The 22,331-nt window shown below is 64.1% G+C and carries 15 protein-coding genes and 1 pseudogene; 13 read left to right on the top strand and 3 right to left on the bottom strand.

Annotation, left to right across the window (positions count from 1 at the left end):
- The first annotated feature begins 4 nt into the window (after positions 1-4).
- Positions 5-991, top strand: coding sequence for an NAD-dependent epimerase/dehydratase family protein (locus EPN51_RS06440; RefSeq protein ID WP_293038777.1), 987 nt, complete (start codon positions 5-7; stop codon positions 989-991).
- A gap of 312 nt (positions 992-1,303) precedes the next feature.
- On the opposite strand, the gene EPN51_RS06435 is transcribed toward EPN51_RS06440, so the two are convergent.
- The 3 genes from EPN51_RS06435 to EPN51_RS06425 form a co-directional block, all read right to left on the bottom strand.
- Positions 1,304-1,702 carry a hypothetical protein gene (locus tag EPN51_RS06435; RefSeq protein ID WP_293038775.1) on the bottom strand — a complete coding sequence of 133 codons (399 nt, stop codon included), beginning with the start codon at positions 1,700-1,702 and terminating at the stop codon, positions 1,304-1,306.
- A gap of 92 nt (positions 1,703-1,794) precedes the next feature.
- Positions 1,795-2,829, bottom strand: a complete 1,035-nt coding sequence (locus EPN51_RS06430; protein WP_293038773.1) for an alpha/beta hydrolase — start codon at positions 2,827-2,829, stop codon at positions 1,795-1,797.
- Positions 2,830-3,036: 207 nt separating this feature from the next.
- The gene (locus EPN51_RS06425; protein WP_293038771.1) at positions 3,037-3,993 is read right to left on the bottom strand and encodes a hotdog domain-containing protein; all 957 of its coding nucleotides are present in this window, start codon (positions 3,991-3,993) and stop codon (positions 3,037-3,039) included.
- Between the two features lie 441 nt (positions 3,994-4,434).
- On the opposite strand from EPN51_RS06425, the gene EPN51_RS06420 reads away from it, so the two are divergent.
- From EPN51_RS06420 to EPN51_RS06365, 12 genes and pseudogenes are all read left to right on the top strand, one after another.
- The gene (locus EPN51_RS06420) at positions 4,435-4,920 is read left to right on the top strand and encodes a hypothetical protein (RefSeq protein ID WP_293038769.1); all 486 of its coding nucleotides are present in this window, start codon (positions 4,435-4,437) and stop codon (positions 4,918-4,920) included.
- An 85-nt stretch (positions 4,921-5,005) separates the two neighbouring features.
- The gene (locus EPN51_RS06415; RefSeq protein WP_293038993.1) at positions 5,006-6,049 is read left to right on the top strand and encodes an ABC transporter permease; all 1,044 of its coding nucleotides are present in this window, start codon (positions 5,006-5,008) and stop codon (positions 6,047-6,049) included.
- Positions 6,050-6,051: 2 nt separating this feature from the next.
- Complete coding sequence (locus tag EPN51_RS06410) at positions 6,052-7,104, top strand: ATP-binding cassette domain-containing protein (RefSeq protein WP_293038767.1); 1,053 nt, start codon at positions 6,052-6,054, stop codon at positions 7,102-7,104.
- A 202-nt stretch (positions 7,105-7,306) separates the two neighbouring features.
- A pseudogene (locus EPN51_RS28970) lies at positions 7,307-7,483 on the top strand (DUF4190 domain-containing protein); the annotation flags it as partial.
- Positions 7,484-8,284: 801 nt separating this feature from the next.
- Positions 8,285-8,803, top strand: coding sequence for a DUF4190 domain-containing protein (locus EPN51_RS06400; protein ID WP_293038763.1), 519 nt, complete (start codon positions 8,285-8,287; stop codon positions 8,801-8,803).
- A gap of 132 nt (positions 8,804-8,935) precedes the next feature.
- A complete protein-coding gene (locus EPN51_RS06395; RefSeq protein ID WP_293038761.1) occupies positions 8,936-9,442 on the top strand; it encodes a hypothetical protein in 507 nt (168 codons plus the stop codon).
- 51 nt (positions 9,443-9,493) lie between these two features.
- A complete protein-coding gene (locus EPN51_RS06390) occupies positions 9,494-12,136 on the top strand; it encodes a vWA domain-containing protein (protein WP_293038759.1) in 2,643 nt (880 codons plus the stop codon).
- Positions 12,136-15,711: a tubulin-like doman-containing protein gene (locus EPN51_RS06385; RefSeq protein WP_293038757.1), complete on the top strand. Its 3,576-nt coding sequence runs from the start codon at positions 12,136-12,138 to the stop codon at positions 15,709-15,711. The genes EPN51_RS06390 and EPN51_RS06385 overlap by 1 nt, the downstream gene beginning before the upstream one ends.
- Positions 15,712-15,713: 2 nt before the next feature.
- A complete protein-coding gene (locus tag EPN51_RS06380) occupies positions 15,714-18,335 on the top strand; it encodes a hypothetical protein (RefSeq protein ID WP_293038755.1) in 2,622 nt (873 codons plus the stop codon).
- Complete coding sequence (locus tag EPN51_RS06375) at positions 18,335-20,338, top strand: hypothetical protein (protein ID WP_293038753.1); 2,004 nt, start codon at positions 18,335-18,337, stop codon at positions 20,336-20,338. The genes EPN51_RS06380 and EPN51_RS06375 overlap by 1 nt, the downstream gene beginning before the upstream one ends.
- Positions 20,335-21,411, top strand: coding sequence for a hypothetical protein (locus tag EPN51_RS06370; RefSeq protein ID WP_293038751.1), 1,077 nt, complete (start codon positions 20,335-20,337; stop codon positions 21,409-21,411). Before EPN51_RS06375 ends, EPN51_RS06370 begins: the two co-directional genes overlap by 4 nt.
- On the top strand, positions 21,411-22,331 hold the full coding sequence (locus tag EPN51_RS06365; protein WP_293038749.1) for a hypothetical protein: 921 nt from the start codon (positions 21,411-21,413) through the stop codon (positions 22,329-22,331). The genes EPN51_RS06370 and EPN51_RS06365 overlap by 1 nt, the downstream gene beginning before the upstream one ends.

Below are 22,331 nucleotides of genomic sequence, written 5' to 3'. Positions count from 1 at the left end.
CCCGATGGCACACACTGTGATAACCGGAGCAAGCGGGCTGCTGGGCGCCAATCTGGCCGCCGAACTCGTCGCCCAGGGCCACACCGTAGCCGCGATACGCCGGCCGAGCACCGATACGAGTTCGCTCGCCGACGTCCCGATCGAGTGGGTGTGCGCCGACCTGGGTTCGGCTGACCAGCTCCGCGATGTGTTCACCGGTGCCGATGTGGTGTTCCATTGTGCCGCATGTGTTTCGACGAGACGTACGATCACCCCGGCGATATCGGCCATCAATGTCGACGCCACGCGTGCTGTCATTGAAGCCGCGATTGCCGCCGGTACGGAAAGGCTCGTCTACACTTCGACCGCCAACACGATCGGTCCCACACCCGACGGCACGCCCGCCGACGAGCAGACTCCGTGGGCGTGGGACAAAGCCAGGCTGGCATCGGCCTACGCGGTCACCAAACGGCGAGCCGAAATCCTCGTGGGCGAGTCCTGCGACAGGTTGGACGCAGTGATCGTCAACCCTACCTACCTGATCGGCCCGCGTGACGCCAGGCCTAGTTCCGGTCGTCTCATCGTCGAGCTCGTCAACCACAGAATTCCTTGTTGGACAACCGGATACAACAACTTTGCGGATGTCCGCGAGGTGGCGCGCGGGATGATCGCCGCCTGGCTGTCCGGAAAGCGGGGCGAGCGCTACATCCTGGGCGGCCAGGAATTGACGTATCGCGACTTCATGGTCCGGGTAGCCCGCGTGGCCGGGGTCGACCCGCCGCGTAACCGCCTCCCCCATGCGATCGCATGGCTCGCCGGCAGGGGTGGCGATCTACTCGAACGCACCGGTCGGGAGACGACAGTGAATTCGGTCTCCGTCGGATACGCGTTCACCGACCGTTACCGGTTCCGCAGCGACAAGGCGGTGCGAGAACTGGGCTATGTGGTACGCCCCATCGAGCCCGCGATCCGCGACGCCATCACGTGGTTCCGCGCTCGCGGCGTGGTGTGACGCCCGAGGACTCCGGGACTGAATAAATCGCAGACAGCCACAGTTCCTCGGACGCCGACTACGGTATCGAGCTGTCGGCTTTTCGTTCAGCTATGAGCCGTAACATCTCGGCGATTGTCGTTGTGTGCTGTGAAACATGGTGCTTATCACCGGTTTTCATCGTCACAATCGCCCCTACTTCCGTATGGGAATAGACGTGGTCGGTGTGGATGAATGATCGTACCGATTCGATTTCTGACGGTATGATCAATACTTCGCCCTGGTGATCTGAAACCCCGTGCTTGTTTATCAGGTTAAACCTTAGAAATTGCATTAACGCTCCAGGTGCCTGCTGGGTATGGGGGTTTCAGGTTGGTTGCCTTGCTTGACCGCGCGCAGGCGCAGTGCTCGCCAGGCGGGATCGATCGACACTTCTTGGACCATCTCGACGCCGTATTGGTGAAGGGCCCGGACAAGCCAATCCCGACGAAGGGCGGTTCCCGGCTGGCCGGGTTCTGGATAGCTGACCCAGGCCAGGCGACCACCGTGAGCAGCCGCATATGCAGGTTTGAGCCATGCCAGGTCCACGGGTCGAGTGGCAAACCCGATGACCACATCAGCCTGATCCGGGTTGCGGTTACCAGCCGACAGCAACCTCAACGTCGATTCTGGCGGCGCATTGATTACCGCCACGCTTCGGCCGGATTTTATCTGCAGCTTCTGCTCAAGCATCCGAAGTCCGAGGGCGCCGGGCAACGGGGCGGTGGGGTGGCCCGGACCGGTCTGGCATTCACGACTTCCTGATGTCATCGCCGCGGCATTTCTCACGCCGCCGGGACTGATCGCGGGTCTCGAGACACCGCCTCACGAATGTAATCACCGATATGGCGCAACGAGCGGTCGGCCTCGGGTACCAGTGGCGCAACGACCTGGAACACGTGAACCTGGCCTGGCCAGATCCGCACGTCCGCCGGCACTCCCGCCGCGGCGAGCTTTTGGGCGGCTTGTCGGGCGTCGTGTACCAGTTCCTCCGCCCCGGAGACGTGGATCAACGTTGGGGGCATGCCGGGCTTGATGTGGTCAAGCGGCTCATAGAGTGGTTCGCCGTGTGCGGTGATCAGCGCGGTCAACGCCGCGAATCCGTTGTGGGGCAACATAGCGCCATTGACAGATGGGCGTCCGGCCGCGAGCTGCAGGAGTGGAGACATCAGCGTCAATGCCGCGGGCTCCTCGCCATCTTCCATCAGTGCCTGTGCGAGTGCGAACGCAAGATATCCGCCCGCGGAATCACCTGCGATCGCGATCTGCTCCGATTCGTAGCCATGCCTGCGGAGCCAGCTGTAGGCGTCGTAGCAGTCATCAAGCGCCATCTTGATCGTGTGTTTGGGCAGCGTCCGGTAATTGACCGCCAGTACCGGGCTGTCGGCGAACTCCGACAGCTTGGCGATGGTCCGTACGTAGGTGCTGATACCGCCCCACAGGAACGCGCCACCGTGGCAATACAACACCACCCCACCGGTGTCGCAAGCCGTTCCGCGGACATGCAATAGTTCCGCATCGGCATGAGGCAGCTTCACCGCACTACGTATCAGGTCCCGCCGCGTGGGTAACCCGCGCGCAGCGCGTTCGAGAATGCCGTAGGGCCAAGGCAACTGCAGAGCGTGGCTGCCGAGGGCCAGCGCGGGGTGCACGGTAATTCGACTGGCCCCACAAACCAGCCGGGCAGCGAGGCTGGGACCAGACTCAGTGACCTCCACGGGCGCTCGAACGACGTCGCGTTCACGATCGAGTGACGCACCGGAACTCATCAGCAGGGCTCTGGATCGCGCGAGTCGGCCTTCGTGGTTGGTGGTGGTCATATTGCCGCCCCTTGTATCAATAACTATTATTAACAATAGAGTCTGGACCTAAGCGCTCCGTTCTTCAAGGGTTATCGGTGTTAAAACCGACACATGAATCGCGGTGTGGGCGATGGCCTTTAACGTGAGGCTCGGTCGGGTCGAGCGGCGTCCCGCTTGTCGCCATCGCTGAGCAGGGGCTGGCAGCAGTCAAAATTTGCGGGCCGCCTACCGGGCCTGGGCGCGGCGGAGAACCTCGATGAGTTCGAGTGCGTGCCGGTCAAGCCGGCGGTCCTCGTCAGTGGCCGGGCTCCATTGGCGCACGGCTTTTGCGCGGTCGTCAGTGCCGAGTGCGGCGAAGATCGCCAGTGCGTGTGCGGCGACGTCTCCCTGCCCGTTCCGCACATCGGTCGACCTGACGTGCACGCTGATGTGCAGCCGGCGGGGTTCCGTGTGGATCAACCGCGCGTGCACCTCGATCATGTTGCCGATGACGATTGGTCGGTAGAACCTGATCCCGTCGATACGCGACGCCACAACCCGCTCACCGGTCCATTGCGATGCACACACGAATGCTGCCTCGTCGATCCAGCGCATCACTTTGCCGCCGTGTACTTTTCCACCCCAGTTGACGTCCGTCGGTGCGGCGAGAAACCGCAACACGGCGCGTGGGGCGGACGTCTCGTCGCTGTAGCGCTGTGCGGCCATGGCGGCATCGACGTCGGCGCGCACTGAGACCCTGCGCCGGGCCGCCAGCTGCAGGCGCTGGTCCAGCACAGTCTGCGGTGTCCAGGCCGGCACCGGCACCGGCGCGCCGGAGTCATCGACCGCGATGAACACCGCCATGCACTGCGCGGTCTCGCCGACGCTCTCGGCTCGCGGGTCTCCGGAGGAGACCGTGACCAGGATGTGCATGCTGGTGCGTCCGGTGTATGCGATGCGCGCGCCGATCTCGACGAGCTCCCCCACCGCGATCGGCTTTGCGAACCGGATATCACCGATAAAGGCTGTCACACAGTATCTTCCGCTCCACTCCGACGCGCACGCGTAGCCGGCTTTGTCCACCCATTCGAGCACGTGCCCGCCATCGATTCGCTCGCCGTAGCCGACGTCGGTGGCCTTTGCCAGGAACCGCAGCGTGATGCCGGAACGAGGTCGCGGCGACCCTTCGAATGTTATCGGCATCGGTACTCTTTACGACTGACGTCCACAGATGACTGCGACTAGAGTCGGCAGCGGTTTTCGGGTGTCCGTTCTAACACTAGTGGATCTTGGCATATGTGGTCCAGGCATCTAATATTAATCCATATTGTCACTACAAGGTGCGCGCACCACTCCCCGCGCTGGGGTGATGGGCAAGCTCGTGCACTTTGAAAGATGGCACAGGTGAATGACTATCCGCCGTACCCACGCGAAGTACGCTGCCGCGCTGGATATACCGGCCCCGGACGGCAGCTCACCGGGTCTGTCCGCTGCAACCGCTAACCGCGGGTTCCTTTAGGGCACAGCGAAATCCGGCCGCCTAAGCCATCGCGTCGCGTGTCGGGGCGACGCCAGTGGGCCTTGACAAACGGGTCCGCGGCGGCCATTCTAAAAACAATGTAGATTACTCCTACAGGAGGAGTCATGGCTGCTGCCCGCCCGCCGATCGCGTCACCGCCTGGCGCTGGCGGCATCTGGCGGCAGGCGCGCTCCGATCCCGCGTATGCGGCGTTTTGGCTGTTGCGCATCGGCTTCGTGGTGCTGCCGATCTGGATGGGTGTCGACAAGTTCGCGGGGGTCCTCTATCAGCACTGGCCGGAAGCGCTGGCGCCGTGGGTCGTCGATATCGCGAAAGACTTGGGTTTAACCGCCCAGACCGTGATGTACATCGTCGGCGTGATCGAGATCGTCGCGGGCTTCGCCGTCGCGATCAAGCCCCGATACGCGGGCTATGTGGTTGCCGCCTGGCTCGCCGGAATCATCATCAACCTGCTGAGCTACCCGTGCTGTTATGACATCGCGCTGCGTGACTTCGGGCTCTTGGTCGCAGCGGTTGCACTGGCCCTGCTCGGTGCGGCCTACGATCAGCCCGGATCTTCTGCGAACCACGACGCTGGTGACTCCACGTGACCATGTTCAACCGCTTGGGTCACGACGCGACACCTCTCGAGGCCGGCGGGTTCATCGCTCGTCCTGAGGGCAGGAGCGCATGCGAATGCTGACCGCCGCGTTTCGGGACCTGCAGTGGCGACGGCGGCGCTTCATCGTCGCGACCATCGGCACCGGAATGGTGTTCGCGCTGACGCTCATCCTCACCGGGCTGACGCACGGCTTCCGGGTCGAGGCTCAGTACGTGGTCAATTCGCTGGGCATCGACGCCTACGTGATCAAAACGGGCGCGGCGGGCCCGTTCATGGGTTCTTCGAGGTTCCCGGAGACGGAAACACGGCTCATCGCCGGGCTCCCGGGCGTTGAATCGGCGATCCCCGTGGTCTATGGCAACACGATCCTGCAAGATCGCCGCTCGCCGCAAAACGTGAACGTCTACGGTGTGCCCGAACAAGAGATGCCGCCCATCGCGATGGGCCGCACACCGTCGAAGCCCGGCGAGGCTGCGATGTCGAACACGCTAGGGCGGTCCATTGGCGATGAGGTCGAGATCGGCGCGAACATGGTGCGGATCGTCGGACTTGTCGACAAGTCCACCACACTGGCGGGCCAACCAAACGCCTTCCTTACCGTCGTGGGGGCACAGCAGCTGATGTTTTCCGGGCAGCCGGTGGTGTCCGCGATCGGCTTGCGCGGCACGCCCGCACACCTACCCGACGGGTACCGCATCGTAGATCGTGACGCTGCGGCGGACGACATGGTGCGGCCGCTGCACGGGGCCCAGTTAGCGCTGTCGTACGTGTCGATTCTGTTGTGGGTGGTCGCCGCGCTGATCGTGGGGTCACTGATCTATCTCTCGGCATTGGAGCGCACTCGGGACTTCGCGGTGTTCAAAGCTCTCGGTGTCGAGACTTACTCCGTGCTGGCCGGTCTCGCGCTACAGGCAGTGCTCGTCGCGGTGTTCGCCGCGGTGGTGGCTGGGCTGCTCGCTGCGGTGTTGGGCCCCCTGTTCCCGATGCTGGTGGCGGTGACCACCTCGGCCTTTCTGTCATTGGTGGTGACGGCGGTGGCGATCGGCCTGTTGGCGAGCTTGGCCGGCTTGCGGCGCGCGGTAGCGGTCGACCCGGTGCTGGCGTTCGGGGGTCCGTAGTCGTGGGCGATCTGCGCATCAAAGATCTCGTGGTCGAGTACGCCAATGGCGGACAGGCGATCCGGCCCATCGACGGTCTGGACCTAGAGGTCGCAGCCGGGTCACTGGTGATCGTGTTGGGCCCCAGCGGGTGCGGAAAGACCACGTTGTTGTCGTGCCTGGGCGGCATCCTCAGCCCCACTGACGGCCGGATCCAATTCGGCGATGTCGAGGTCACGGCGATAGACCGGCGCGGGCTGACCGCTTACCGCCGCCACACCGTCGGCCTCGTCTTTCAGGCATTCAATCTGGTGGCGAGCCTGACCGCGCTGGAGAACGTGATGGTGCCGATGTGGGCGGCGAGGTGGCCGCGGCGGTTGGCGCGCGCCCGCGCCCGCGAGTTGTTGACCCAAGTCGGGTTGCAGGAGCGCATGACGCACCGGCCAGGCGATCTCAGCGGCGGTGAGCAGCAACGCGTGACGGTGGCCCGCGCGCTCGCGTTGGACCCACCGCTGATCCTGGCCGACGAACCCACGGCGCACCTGGACTTTGTCCGGGTGGAAGAAGTGCTGCGGTTGTTACGCGAGTTAGCGACGGGCGAGCGCATCGTCGTGGTCGCGACCCACGACACTCGGATCCTGCCGCTTGCTGACCACGTGGTCGAGCTCATGCCGCCTTTCGCCTCCGCTGATCGAGAGCCCGAAAGCGTCCATCTCACACGCGGCGCCGTGCTGTTTGAACAGGGCAGCGCCGGCGAGATGATCTACGTCGTCTCTGACGGCGAACTGGAAGTCGTTCGCGAACTCGCGGATGGGGGAGAAGAACTCCTCAAGTCCGTCCACCCCGGCGACTACTGCGGCGAGATGGGACCGTGGTTGCATATGCCGCGCTTGGCCACGGTGCGCGCCCGCACCGACGCCACCGTGGTGGGCTACAGCGTGCAGGCATTCCGCGAAAAATTCGGGACTTTCACCGAGCATCATCGCCCCGAGGATCCCGAGATCGACACAGCGCGCGGCGCCGTCGGTTTTATGGATGCCCCGAGACTAACGAAGCCACGCCGATGCCCCCGATGATCGTGAGAGCCAGTCGCGGTCACCGCGGCGAAAACCCTTGGAGGCCTTCGTGAGTTTCCTCGGACAAGGTGCGGATGCAGGAATTCCCGGGGACGCCGACCCATTCGACACGACGCTGGCATCGGCGGAATATGGCGCTGCACAATTATTCCCGCCGCCGGAAGGTCACCGACACTTCGCAGCGCCCCCGCCGAGCGGCGAAGTCAACACTCTTGCGACGTTGTCGGTCGTCTTCGCGTTCGTGTTGGCGCCCGCGGGTGCGGTGCTGGGTCACCTTGCGCTGTCACAGATCAAGCATCGGCCGCAGCCGGGACGTAGGCGTGCGATTCTGGGCCTGACATTCTCGTACGTCTTGATTGTGCTGGCGGTGGTGGCGTTGCTGGTGTGGCTATTGCTCGGCGCCGGCCGCACGACAGACGCGGCTTCGACGACCGCCACCATGACGCCCAGCGCTACCCCCAGCGTGCGATCGACCGTGATCACCCCGCCCGCGCAGGGCAGGCCCAGGGTGAGCGTTGCGGACCTACGGGTGGGGGACTGCGTCGAAATCCAAAAAAACGAACCTGTTCCGACAAGGCGCGCTGACAAAGTTTATATTTACCGGGCGCATTGTGTGGTCGGCGATGGGATTTTCATGGTGCGCCAAATCGTATCGGATGGCGAGCATTGCCCAACCGGAGAATATCTCGCCAATGAACAAGAAACTATATGTGCTTGCTTTGTGAAATATAGTCCATAAGCTGTCCGGTACTCAATGAAAACAACCGATGCCACGGCGTCGCTTTATATAGGTTTTCGGCGCCATCAGAGCGCCCGAAACATGCTGCGAAGACTGATATTTCCGGCATGAGATGCCCGGCTGTCGGCCCGAACGGTGACAAATTTCATACTATTTATGCGTGTAATATTAGACCCATTCAACTAAAATTTAGTTGTGTTGCCTGATCGCGATCCCTTCCAGTCGGTATTAAGCGATGCGCCCGGATCTCGGGATTCGACCGCTCCGTACGTAGATACCCTCACCGGCTACCCTATGCCGACTTCACGCGTCTCAGGACCACCGTTATTCGCACCGTGGAGTGACATCCAATCAAGCGCCACACCAGGCGATTACCCCGTTGGTATTTCGGTGTGGCCACAGCGACCCCCAGCGCGGCCACCGTTGAACACCTATGCGGTCTTGGCGCTGATTTTCGGCATCCTGGTTCCGCCCGCTGGTGTCGCAGTCGGGCACTTGGCGCTGCCGCAGATCAAGCGCACCGGGCAGCGTGGGTGGCTGGCGGCCGTTTGCGGGTTGGTCATCGGCTATCTGCTCTGCGTCGTGTTGTGCGTTCTCCTGGTCTGGCTGGTTGCTGTCGGCGATCGCGGATCGAACGGTGCCGCAGCCATGCAGCCGTCAGCACCCGTCGCGAATCCGCTTCCCAGCGTGGTCACTTCGATCGCGCCAGCGCCGATACGGCCGCATATCAAGCTCGATCTGGACCGGGCGACGGTCGGACAGTGCGTCGAGATCGAAAAGCGCGATGAGGCTGGCGAAGGGACGCGTGATGACGCGCTGGATCTGTACCAGGTACCGTGCCGGCACCGCCCGGGTGTTTACATGGTCGTGGCGCGAGTACCCGCCGATGCGGAGTGCAACTCCACCTATGTCGCGTCGCCTCCCGATCGCTCATTCTCTGTCTGTCTGAACCGGTACTGAATTCATGTACACGACAGGGTCTTTCGAAACGCCGGCGGCGGTGCCGGCCGCGGCTGAGGCGGCCGATACGCGATACGGGAGCACGGAGAATGCCAAGCGACAGCACCTGGGCAGGCGGGATGGGCAGCTGAGATGACTTCTGGCAGCGATCCCTTCGACTTCAGCGATTTCGGCGGTCGCGCGTCTGCGGGTGCACACCCCACCGACGCCCGGCCCAGGCCCTACAGCACCGCGGGCGGTTTCGATCCGTTCGCCGACGAGCCATCGCTGCTACAGCAGACGGCGGACAAGCCTTTCGGCGCCTCCGCGGGGGAGACGACCGCCCCGCTTGCGGTCACTCGTCCGCCGCTGGCGCTGGTCGTCGTCGCGCTCGCCTTTGCCGCGGTTGGCATCGCGCTAGGCGTTGTCGCGGTGTACACGGGTTCGGCCGTGCCGGCGTTCACCGGTTGGCTGCTGGCCGGTCCGGTCGCCATCGGAACATTGGCCCGGTTCACCCATCTCGACACCCGGCGTCGGGTTAGTTCGCTGTACTCCGCTCCGACCTGGCTGAGCGCTGTCTATTGGGTGGTGGTAGCCCCTTGCGCGGTTGGAATCGGCATCGGTGCTTGGCAGATCGCCCTGTGGGCCGGCAGGTGGTAGGAGTCGATACCCATGCGTCCACGACTGCTCCGATACCCTTGCTTGCTGCGGGTGGCTGCGGCGGGAGCGTTGGCGCTGGCCATGTCGGCCCCCGGGTGGATCGGTGCGACTGCTGATGCGGCCCCGGAGGATCCCGATAACGCCGCCGTCAACCGCTACGGGGGTTGTCTGGCTTCGCAGAAGGCCGGCGATCTGCTCATCCTGGTCGACGAGTCGGGCAGTCTGAAGGGCACTGACCCGCAGGCGGCCCGGGTCGAAGCCGCGAAGTATTTAGTGAAAACCCTTGCCGGCTATGCGGATCGCACGAGCTCCAAGCTCGATGTGGCTATTGCGGGCTTCGCCGAAGGCTATAGCGTCCGGCAGGACTGGACTCCATTGACCGGTGCTTCGGCGGACTCGGTCAATAGCCGGCTGCAGACTTTGGCCGGCCGCAACAGCGGCGCGGATACCGATTACTGGCTAGCCCTCGACGGAGCCCGGCAGTCGTTGACCGACCACGCGCAGGGCAACCCCCACCGCTGCCAGGCGATCGCATGGTTTTCCGACGGCAAGATCGATTTCTCCCAGCGCGCCGGCAGCCGTCCGTACGCCCCGGACGTCGACCTTGGCAGCCCAGCGGGTATCACCGAAATGATCCAACGGGCAACAGATTCCATCTGCCGGCCGGGTGGGATGGCTGATCAACTGCGGTCCGCACACATCGTGATGCTCGGCGTCGGCCTCGGAGACCAAGCGGCCACCCGCGACTTCGACGTGATGTCAGCGATCGCTACCGGAACCGGGCCCGGCGGCACCAAGTGCGGCGGTATCTTGGACCCCAAACCCGGTGCGTTCTACCAAGTCTCCAACATCGACCAGATGTTGCTCGCTTTCGACGCGCTCAATCCGACTCCGCGTTTCGTCGACAGCAAGCCGGTCTGTCACCAGAACGTCTGCCAGGAAGCGCGGCACAATTTCGTGGTGGACCGTTCGGTGAAATCGGTCAACATCCTGGGCTCGGGCGGCATGCCCGGCATTGTCCCGTACCTGATTTCACCGTCCGGCCAGCAGCTGCAGCTCCCCAACAAGGGGCATCAAGTCGATGCCTCCCTCGAGGGCATAGCGGTCAGCTACCAGTGGCAGTCGGAGTCCGCGCAGACGATCTCGATCCACGGCGGGAACAGCCCGAAATGGCCGGGCCAGTGGGCGATCGTGTATGTCGACACCACCGGGCAGCATCCCGACGCGGTATCGCGGGTAGCCATCCATATCACCACCGACATCTTCCCCACCGTCAACCAAAATCCGAACTCTCCGTGGCGCGCCGGACAAGTGATGCGGGGCGTGACGTTCGGCCTGGTCGACGAGCAGGGCAAGCCGATCGACCCGAACGGCCTCGCCGGCGAGGCGGCGATGTCAGCGGTGCTGGCGGTCGACGGCGCCGCACCGATCAAGGTGCTGGACTCGGTGTCCAAGAACGAAATCGGCAAACCGGTCGACATCGACCTGACCAACGTCAAGCCGGGTGCGGCCAGTGTGCGGATGTCGTTGGTAATCACCACCGCACCGGCGCCCAACGCGCCGGGCACCCAACTTTCACCCCAACAGGTGGACAAGCCCATCCAAATTCTGCCGAGGCTCGGGCTGCCCGCGCCGGGTGAGCGCATCGACTTCGGCACTGTGCAAGGGACCGAGCAGGCAACAACTCAGTTGCAGATTACCGGCCCTGGTTGCGTGTGGATCGCGAACGGCGAACGGCCCACTATCCGGACCGCCCCCGACGGTGTCGCCACGGTCGATGTGACATCGACGGCGACCGGTCCGGGCAACTGCCTCAATCTCGACGACGGGCAGAAGGCCGGCCTGCCCGTCACATTGCACACCGACCACGAGGGGCATGGCGGACTTAACGGCACCGTGCCGATTCACATTGCCTCCAAAGATGATCCGAGCCAAGTACAGACCGTCGACGTCGCGTTCACAGCGTCCATGGTGAAAGCGCTGAGCACCACCAATTTCGTGCTGGTGCTTCTTGCAGCGCTGCTGCTCGGGCCGGGCATTCCGCTCGTCCTGCTGTACGCGGCCAAGTGGTACGTCAGCCGGATCCCCGGTGCGCCCATGTTGGCCCAGCGCATCCCCGTCGAGGTCGACGCCGACGTCGTCCTGCGTGACGGGGCCCCGTTCGAGATGGCCGACACCGACCTGATCAACCCGGTGCCGGGGCTGGCCGGCGGTGCACGCACTCTGCTGGTGGAGGGTGTCGAGCTATCCGTGGTCACCGGCCGCAGCCCGTTCGGTGTCGGGCATGTGAAGGTCAACGCTGCCGGGTATGTCAGCGCCGGATCGGAGATACCGTCCACCGATGCGAGCGGCCTGCAGGCGGTGCTGCCGATAACCGTCCACGGCACCTGGGTCGTGCTGCACGATCCGCGCGGCGCACCCAACAAGGCAGAAGTGTTGTTGATGGTCCCCGGTCAATCCAACGTCGCACAGCGGCGCGAGCGGTACGAGGACATCGATCGCCGGCTGCCTGAGACGTTGACCATGTTGCGGCACCGCGCGGTGGACGACGGCTTGGCGCACCCGGTCGACGGCGACGACCCGCGAGTGGCAACACCTTTCGCTGTGGCCACCACGGCGGAGGCGGGTGACGACCCGTTCGCGGATGCGCAGCTCGACCACAGTCCGTTCAAACCCTTTGGAGGAGGAGCCTGATGAGGCGGTTTTTGGTAGTGGGATGTGGTGGTTCTGGCGGTGCGACGCTGGCTTACATGATGGACCAGCTGCGGTCGGAACTGCTTGCCGCAGGCGTGTATTCGCTGCCGATGGGATGGCAGTTCGTCCACATCGACGTTCCGAGTGGGGCCGAGACCGGGCCGGACGGCCTGGGCAATGTCGTCGCGCAGGGCGGCACCTACATCGGCGCCGGACCGCAGGGCAGCAGTTACGCGATCCTCGACAGCGCGTTGTCGCAGCGGATGGCATCGGAGTCCGCGCTGGACACGATCGCGACCTGGGCGCCGCGGCAGCCCGACGAAGTCACCAACCCGATCTCGGCGGGCGCCGGCCAGTATCGCGCCATCGGCCGGATGATCACGCTGAGCAAGGCCGGCGAAATCCGCCAGCAGCTGCAGACCGCCTGGGATCAGCTGTTCCGGGTCGAGGCGATGTCTGAGATGGCGCAGCTGGATGTGCCCGGCATGGGGGACTTCGACCCCAACGAGCCGCCACTGGTGCTGGTGGTGTCGTCGATGGCCGGCGGCGCGGGCGCATCGATGGCGCTGGACATCTGTCGGCTGTTGACGCTGGTATCCGGACTGGACCCCAAGCTGATGGGCGTATTCATGGTCACCCCCGATATCTTCGACTCGCTGCCGGAAAGCGCACGAATCGGCGTGCGTGCCAACGCCTTAGCTCTGTTGGGCGAGGTCGTGGCCAGCCAGTTGGGGTCGGCGCGCGAACACGACGTGCGCATCCTGCGCGCGCTGGGTCAGCAACACGGCGAAGGCGAAGCGATCCCGTTCGCGCGGGTCTTTCCGGTCGGCCGCTATGTGGGTGCCGAACGGACCCTGTTCGGTGACGGCTCACAGAACGCGGTCTATCGCGGCCTGGGCCGGGGCCTGGCCGGCCTGATGATGAGCGGCATCGCTAGCGATCAGTTCGTTTCCTACGACCTGGGCAACACCTCGTCACCGGCCGGTGACCGGGATCTGTTGGGCTGGGGCAATCAGGTCTGGGATCCGTTGCCGTGGGGGACGTATGGGTTTTCCAGTCTGTCGATGGGCCGCGACCGCTACGCGGAATATGCCGCCCAGCGACTGGCCCGCAGCTGCGTGGACAAGCTGTTGTCCGGCCATTTGCAGCCAGGCAACCCCGCGTCGGGAACCGAGCAACTCGACTCGCTGATAGACAGCCAGTGGACCGCGATCTGCGACCGTCTAGGTCTACCGGCGACCTCCGGCGACGAGAAGAACCGGATGCGATTGCTCGGCGGCTGGATGACAAACACGGCGTTCCCTTCTCGCGGTGTCACCGCCACCACCGGCGCGCTCATCGACCACCAGCTGCGTGGGTACCTGCCAAACCCCGAGGGGATGACCGCCGAGCAGTGGGTACCGATCTTCCGCCAGGCGATCGCCAACCGCCGGGCATCGTTGAGCAAAGCCATCACCGACGCCGCATACCGAATGGCCTTCGGCTGGCACTGCGAATTCGTTGATCGCATCGACGCTCTGGTCGCATACGCCATCGCGAACTTCAGCCTTCCTTACGCACGCGGGGTGGTCGACAACCTGCGCCGCTACATCGACGACGAACTCGCCACCTCGATGTGCGATCTGGGGTCGATGGGGCCCAAAGACGTTGTCGCGCTGGCTCCGAACGTCGAGTCAACCATAGCCGCACTACGCGGTTCGATTTCCAACGCCGACCAGCTTCTGCACACCGCACTCGAAGGGTTCCAGGGCAACATCCGGCGGGCGGTGTACGCCGGCGCATCGGCCAAGGTGGCCGATGTGCTGAAGGTGGTCGGCGGTGAACTGCTCGCCTCGCTGAGCACCGCGATCGGCGAAGCGCAGGTGATTTTGGAGCGCGCAGAGTCCGAGCCGCCGTCGGACGTCGGGCTGGCGCGACTGGCCACCGACCAGTACGCGGCCTGGCCGGCGGACGCCGACGAGCTGGCTCCCGGCCGGTTCGCCGAAGCTAACAACGAAGTGCTGCTGATCAATTCGACGGCGTTCAAGGCGCGCTACGAACTCGATCTGCCGCAGGCACTGGTGACCGGGCAATCGGCGCCACCGTTTGCGGTTGCGGTTACCGAGAGTACCGCCCGCGTGATCGTCGGCGAGTGGCAGACCACCGGTGGCATCGCCGCCCCCGGGGGGCTACTGGAACGCACCGCGAACTGGGTGACCCGCGCCTTTGGCACTGATCCCGAGACGAGGGCGTCGCTGGTGCCGTCGCTGGCCCGGTACGACGTGCACACTCGGCCCGCCGAGCTGCTGGAGCGGGCACGCCTGTATGTGGGCCGCCCGGGTGAGGCGTTCCACGAGTTCTGCAAGCTCTCGCTGCGCGACTATGTGCAAGGTGTGGGCGCCGCCGAGTCCGAACTCGCCATGCGCCGCAACGACATCGTCGCCAAGTTCAGCGAGGCGCTGTCACTGGCGCGGCCATTGGCCAGCGTCAACGACCAGGCGCTACAGGCCGTACATCCAGGCCGACAGCTGGTGTACCGCTACAAGTTCTCCGATGTGCCCTTCCTCGGCCAGTCCGTGGCCCACGAACTGGGCAAAGTGTTGCGGTCCAACCCGCGAATCGACCAGGCATCCAAGGACAACTTCCAGCGGTCGTTGTCCGACGAGGACAGCATGACCCGCGTCGACATCTTCGGGTCGTACCCGAATTATTCACCGCTGGCTTTCGATTCGGTCCTCGGCCCGGCCGCGCAGCAGTGGTCGTCGACCGCTGGTCCGGGCCGTTCCGCGTTCTGGCGGTTCCGTCGCACCCGGCCGCTGCAGGCCTCGTTGCCGATGACTGATGCCGAACGCCGCGCGATGACGGCCGGATGGTTGCTCGGGCAGATGACCGGTCGGGTCCGTCTGCCGGTATCGCCGTACACCGAGCCGGTCCGCATTTATGACGACGACAACCAGCGCTGGATACCTTTCCCCAACCCGCTGCTCACCCCGCCGTCACAGTTCACCGCGTCGTATGACTGGTTGCCTGCGGTGCTGGAGTCGATCTTGCTCGCGATTGCGCAATGCCATGAGCCGCCGGTGATGCGCTCGCTGCGGCCCTACCGTGTGCTGCGCGAGCTTTTCGACGCCAATTCACAGGATCCGGCCAGCGGCATCGTGCAACCGGCGGCGGCCGAACGCCTCGTGGACTTCTTACGCGGCGAGGACGGCACGCAGCATGAGCTTTCGCGGATTCCCGAACTCCTGTCGGCACGGACCGCCAGGGAGCGGGCGGACACGGCTATCGAGTGGTTGACAACGGTGCGACAACTCGCCGCCGAGTATCTGCCCGAAGGCAGCGACGGAATGACAGGGTTGGGACGCTACTCGGTCATTGCGACTCGCACCAAGGCCGGCAAGACACCGATTTTCCGCGACCTCGCTCCGGATGTGTTGTGGGCCACCGAAACTCTCATCCAAATGATCCAAGAGGCCAGGGTCCGAGCCGAGGCTCAGATCCGCAACCAGTCCGTTGCGCAGCCGAATTCGGTGCCATCCGATCGGATCGCCCTTGACGCCGAGAGCATTTTGGTTCCCAATACGGGGACGTTCTGAAGGTGATCGTGCATCCGGATCCACCAACGCTGGCACTCGTGCTGGCACCACATGGCGACGTCGACGAGATCTTCGCGGTCCTCACCGATTACTCCGCTGCCGGGCTCATCGATCCATTCATCTGGGTAAGCTCGGGCGACATCGGCAGCGCATCGGTGCCCGCGACGCTGGTCACCTCTGGGCGTTCGTCCGCGGTGGTTCTGCAGCACGTGTTGACCGGTCGGCGGCATCACCGACTGCGCGTGGCGGTTCTGGTTCCCGTTGACGAATCGGAGGGTCGGCCGGCTGCGCGCGCCGCTGAGCAAACCCTCGAGCAGATCGTGCGCGCCAGCGCAGTCGGAACGCCAATCACCTTGTTGCGCTTACTCTTCAATCATGGTGCCGCCCTCGACGCGAACTACGATCCAACCCTGGTGCTGGAGGGTTGGCACAATCTCCTCGTTGCGCCCGAGGACTCCGCCGGACCGGGATTGGGGTCCATGGCGCTGGACCGGCTGACCGATCCCTTCGAGGTAGCACGGTACGTCGCACCGGTCGTCGCCGCCGCAGCCGGCCTATGGAGTGGCATCGACCGTGTCGTGTTCGACGACCTGGCGATACTGCCCGGCAGCACGCTGCGCACTGTCCGCTCTTTCTATCGTCGACTCGACGCCACGGGTGTCGAAGACCAACTACGACTCAAACTATTCGACAGTGGCGGACGGCTACCGCTGCCGCGTGGCGGCCCGGTCCCGGTGGGATACGCACCCGATGATGCGTTAGCCGCCCAAACGGTCGCGCGTGCACTGTGGACCAAACACCGCGACGTCTTGCGCGGCGCGCGTGTCGAGATCGGCAAGCCCAAACCGCAAGCGATCTCAGTGCGGGCGGCGTTGAAGATATTCTTCTCGTTCCTGTGGGCGGCGCTGCGTAATGCGCCGTCGGTGTGGCTGTCGGGTCTGGTGGGCTCGATGTCGTCGGCGCTGGCGACTACCGTGCAGCACACTGTGTTCGGCTGCTCCGATTCGGCGTTCGCGGTCGTTGCCGGCAGCGAACTCGCAAACTGGCAAGAATTCGCGCGCAGCGCCGACGAAATGAGCACCGTTCTCGAAGCGGAACGAGGAATACGGCAGCTCGCCCCGACAGATCTCACTGCACTGTGGGTCGACTACATCAACGGAGCGTTGACCCTGGCCGACGGAGGTCGGCGGTCATCGGGCATCGAACCGGTCACCGTGGGTGCGGGGGTGGGTGTGCTGCACAACAGCGCCGACGTCGTGCCAAGCGCTGCCGACGCGTTCACCGAGATCCCCGCATCACTCGCCGCGGTCATCGGGGTTCCGCAAGTCACCGCCGGTGACGTGATTGCGATTGAGGACCTCAAGAGCCGGCTGGAAAGGACATTCAACGACGGCGCCGCCGGAATTGAAGCTCGGCAAGCCTCCGCAAAACTGATTTCTTGGGAGGCGGCGGCCGAGCGAAGTTATGCGTCCCAAGTGAGTTCGATTCTCGCCGACTTCCTCGGTCGCGCTCGTGACGAAGTCAGCGACCTGGTGCAGCGGATACGGGATACCGCCGAACGGGCCCCGGTGGATGGAAAGCTCCGCCGGCGCCAGCAGGTCATCGCAGCCATCACCCGAACCGCCGGATGGACAGTGTTCGTCGCGCTGTTCGTACTGCTGGCCATCGCCGCAACGGGTTGGGTGGCATCGTCGTTCGCGTTGCTGGTCGGCGGCATTGGCGTAGCGGTGTACTTCATCGCGGCCTTGGCGCTGTTCGCGCTCGGCCAGCGCGATATCTTTGCAACACTGAACCTACAGGAGTCCCGACTCGCCGAGCTGGAGGCGATCGAATTCAATCTCCGTGCCGCACTTGAAGATGTCCGCCGATTGTCACTGGCATACGGACAATTGCTGGCCTGGAACCGAGTCCTGGGGGAGGTTCTGCGGGCGCCGTTCGGCCCGATAGAGCCGACCAAAACCGGCCGGTTCTACATCCAGGATGGTTTGCCACGCGCCATGCAGATCGGTGTGGCTGACCCCATCGGCACCGATGTCGAGGCGACCGCGCGTGCGCTGCGGCAGCAGATCTATACGACGGGATGGCTGACCGCGCCGTGGGAACGGATGCTGGAATCAGCGGAACGGGCGCTGCGTGACGAACCGTCCGCATTGCTCCAAATGCCCGGTGTCGGATCAGGTTCAGCACTGGACAATTGGTCGCATGCGGTGGCCTGTGGTGCGGTGCGCGCCGAGGGGGCCAATTCACTGTGGACTCAGGTGCAAGCCATGCTCGACGACCCGAACAGCGGTATCGCAACGGCGTTGACAGCCACTTCTTTCAGTCCTGCCGGTGAACAGCGACCTTCGCTTGGGCGGCGTGATGGCGATGATTCGCAACAACGCACCGCCCACCCCGCGCCCTTCGACGCCTCGTTGTTCACCGATACCGCGGTCACGGCTGGACATTCGGTCGTCGCGATCGATGACATTGCGGTTGACCGGCGCGGATTGAGTTACGCCGAGGTGGTCGTGCAGGTGGGTAAAGGACTGCCCGCCTATGACTTTGCGATGTTCGCACCGACCGTTCGGTCCGCTGTCGTCGATGACGACGCGCCACCGCAATCGGGAGTACTGGTGTTCTGATGACCGAACCGGGCATTCTCGAGGACGATCCCCGTTTGGCGACTCTGCTGCGGTGGCGTGAGCAACTGATCGAGACCGGCGCGATTTCGCGGTCGGCTTTCAAGGAGGCCTATCTCAGGCTGGTGCTGAGATCCGGCCGCACCGATGCAGACCAAATCCGGATGATGTTACCGGTGGCTGTCGCGGAACACGCCGGCGAGATGTCTCGGCTGCTGCAGGACACGATTGAATCGGGTGTCATAGAAGGTCAAAACCCAGCACCGTGCCTTCCTGAATCAGACCTGGCCGCACTAGATTTGACATCACAGTTGCGTTTTGCGCCGTATGTGTTCGCCGCCCAAACGCGCGACTGCCTGCCGATCTCGATGCGACGGATCTGCCATCCCGACTCACCGCAGGACCAACTCGAGGTGTCCTGGCCTCCCTACACGGTCGAAGGCCAAAGCTGTGTCATGTACCGCGTGGTCAGCACCGGGGCCGATCGCGGGTATTCCCCCGACGATGCCCAGCTCGTCGTGGCCACGGCCGCCACCGAGACGATCGACGACCGGCCGCTCGTTGAGGCGGTGCGTCATCTGCAGGTATGGGTGAACGTCGGCGAGTCGGCAGCGGAACTGTTTGAAGCACAGCCGTTTTTACATGCGTCCGGTGTCGTCATCGCCACTCTGCGGGATTGCGAGATCCGCGAGGATTCCGGGCGGGTCGTCGGCAACTGGTCCGCTATCCCCGGTGTCAGGGCGGTGCGCGTCTACCGCGTCCCCGCGGAGCTGGCAGAACGCGATGGCGCCGAGTTTCGCATCGCGACCACAGCTGAGAACCTGACCGGTTTCGTCGATTGCGACGCCGAGCGTGGGTGTCGTTATTTGTACCGCATGCGGTGCGAAGTTGAGGTCGACGGCGTCGTGCAGTTATCGGAACCCGTTGAACGCCAAGTTGCGATTCCCGCGGTGCTTGAGGCGGTGACCGACTTGAAGCTGACCACGTACGGCCCCCCCGATGCCGCCGCGTTCCGACTGGAGTGGACGGCGCCGCGGTTCGGCCATGTGCTGGTATTTCGGACGCCCACTCCGCCCGACGCCGATGCACGGGTGGCGGATCTGGATGAATCCGTGCTGGGCCAAGTCGGTCTTGGGCGCAGTGTGCAACTCACCGACCCGGTCATCGAGCAAGTCGATTCGCGTGGGGTGCGTACATCGATGCTGGCGGATGTGCCATGGCCAACAGGTTGGAATCGCGCGTATTTCACACCCGTGACCATTTTGGACGGCCGTGCGCTGCTGGGCAAGACGATATCAACGGTGCGCACCGGGACCATCACCGACGTGGCCCTCCTGGAGTACTGCAGCAAGCAGGTGCTCACGTTCGACTGGCCCGACGGAGCGGCCTTGGTCACGGTATACATCACGCCGAAAGGCCACGACCCGAGTCACGGAATTACGGGTCGGTCGTATGAGATCTCGCTCGCCGACTACGAGAAGTATGGCGGGATGCCGTTCGCGGGCGATCTGCCCAACGGCGGATGCGCGCTGCATCTGGTTCCGGTGGCGTTTAGTGGCGGTCAGCGGGTGCTCGGTGTTCCGGCATCGATCGAATACGGCGGACTGCTACGGCTCTGGTATGACGTTCATATCACCCGAGATCCGGCCGGCCTACCGATGACCGCCGCGTTGCGCATCCGCGCCGAGCAAGATGCCAGTGGGTCACCACCGTTCGTGTTGGTGAACAATCCCGACCGGCTACCGCTGAGCATCAGCGACGGCATCGCCGTGAATATGTCTTGTCCCACCGCCGGAGGCGTACGCCAATCGGGATGGTCCAAAGAGTTTCAATGGTCTGCACTCACCACGTCGGGCGAAGGCGAGGTGTGGCTTGGTGATCTGCGGCGACTGCGAGGGTGGATTCGGTTGTTCGCCAACCTACCGCCGCGACGACTCCAGTTGCTGGCGTTGCTGGATCCACCCGTCGACCACCTCCGCCTGACGCCCGAGCCGACACAGAGATGACACCGCGCTACGGGCAATTGACCTACACCTCACTCGAGGGTGACGGCATCACCGCCGGTTGGCAGGTAAAGGAGACCACCGGCGGGATCACCCCGGCGGAAGCCCGCCTGTTGGTCTCCCGGATTCGTATACCCCTGAACCCGATCGAGCAGCCACCGAGGTTCCCGACTCCTGATCAGCTGCAAGCGTTACCACGCCGATTGGCTTACTCCCGGATCAACGACAATGTCGCCGCGTACTGGCACACCGCGCCAGCCGGACTGGACGGTGCGGGTAGGCCGGGGAACGTCTTCGCCCACGTACTGCTCGACCGTGCAGCCTCGGATATGGCGCAGAATCCTCGGCCGATCGAATTGTGGCAATCTTCTCGGTGGCTGACCCCGTACGGTTGCCCAGCGGTCGCCGCCGCCATGTTGTCCGATGAGGTGCCGAAGACCGGCGGTGCGGTCACCGCCGAAAGCGTTGTGCAGTTCGTCTGCGATGTCGGCATGCGGCGCCTTCGTACGCTCTGTGGTCTGCTTGACGCGGTCAGCGCGGCACTCGACGGTGGACCCGCTGTCGTGATGGGTGTCGAATCCGCTGATATCGCGGCGCAATGGATAGGCGCGGTGAGCTTCATGATGTCACGCGGCACCGCAGGCCGACTTGGCTTCTCTACCTTCGACCGCAGCTCGGATCTCGAAGATTTATTGCGGAGCGGTTTACATCTGGTCGCGATGCCACGGGCGGATTTGGCCGACGTGCCACCGGCCGTCGTAGCCATCGACGACGCCGAATCAATTACGTTGGGCGAGTTGAACGGCCGGCAGCACCGCACGCATCGGAGCCAGAAGATCGCTGTTACCGCTTGGTCAGCGATGACGCGAGTGGCCTTCGTCGATCCCATCTCTGCCGCACAACTTCTCGTGGACATCGACGAGTCCGCTTCCGGCCTCATCGATGCCGGGCTGCCACCGGCGTTGCCAATGGCGATCTCGGCACTCGATCGCAGCTGGGGAGAAGACGTTGAGTCAGAAGCGAAGTCGGTGATCGCAACCGACCCTCAAGCGGCACGGACGTATTGGAGCCACTGATGCCGATCTATTTACTCGGATCTCGCACAGCGAGTGTGGATATTCCGAACCAGAGGGTGTCAATCTCGATCAGTGGGCCGGTCGAAGGTGCCACACTCTATGCCGACGCGACCGACCAGCAAAACGTCGTGCAAGTCAACCCACACGCTATCCTCGCACCGTCGATCACCGAACAAGTGACGGTCCGGGTGGAACCCAATGACATGGCCACCTTCGACCACGGCACGATTGTGCATCTGACGCTACGCTGCGGCTCTCCGACTGAGTCCGACCCAGTGCAGGTGCGATTCGATCCAATCAACGTGTCAGGCTGCGGCACAATGGAACTCGTTTCGCTCACCCCTCACCGCGGTCATATCGCGGTGGCGCTGCGTGCTGTGCCGGACGTGCCGCTGAGCCCGCTGGCCAGTATGGCCCGTACCGCGGCACGGCGAATCCCCGGGAGTCGCCGATCGCCGCGGGGTGGTTCACTGTCGATCGCGGTCGACACGTCAGCCTCGATGAAGCGGGCCTTCGACGACGGGAGCGTTCCCGCCGCGATCGATGCGGTCATTGGTGTGGCCAATACGCTCAGTATCCGAACTGTCACCGCGATGCTGGTCGGAGCACGATGCATCCCGATACAGGCTGCCACGGCCGAGCTGGCTCAGGTGGTCGCCCACACACCCGTGCGGTGGTCCGCTGGCACGCGGTGGTCGCTGCTGTCGGATACGGAACACACCCTCGTGATTACCGACTCAATGAACTTTGTTGATAGCCAACAGTCTCCAGCGGTCTGTGTCTCGTACGACACGAAGTTGCCGGCGACCGGCCCGGTGCTGGGCGTGCCGCCGGACGGCATGGACGCCGGACAGTACCTCAGCGCGAATCCCACGTTGGTCGATGAGTTCGCCGCCGCCTTGCTGCCGGTCCTGACGTGA

Origin of the sequence: Mycobacterium sp. (assembly GCF_004298145.1) — a bacterium.
Lineage (GTDB): Bacteria > Actinomycetota > Actinomycetes > Mycobacteriales > Mycobacteriaceae > Mycobacterium.
Note: the sequence above shows the minus strand (reverse complement) of the source record. Positions and strands in the feature narration are given on the sequence as shown.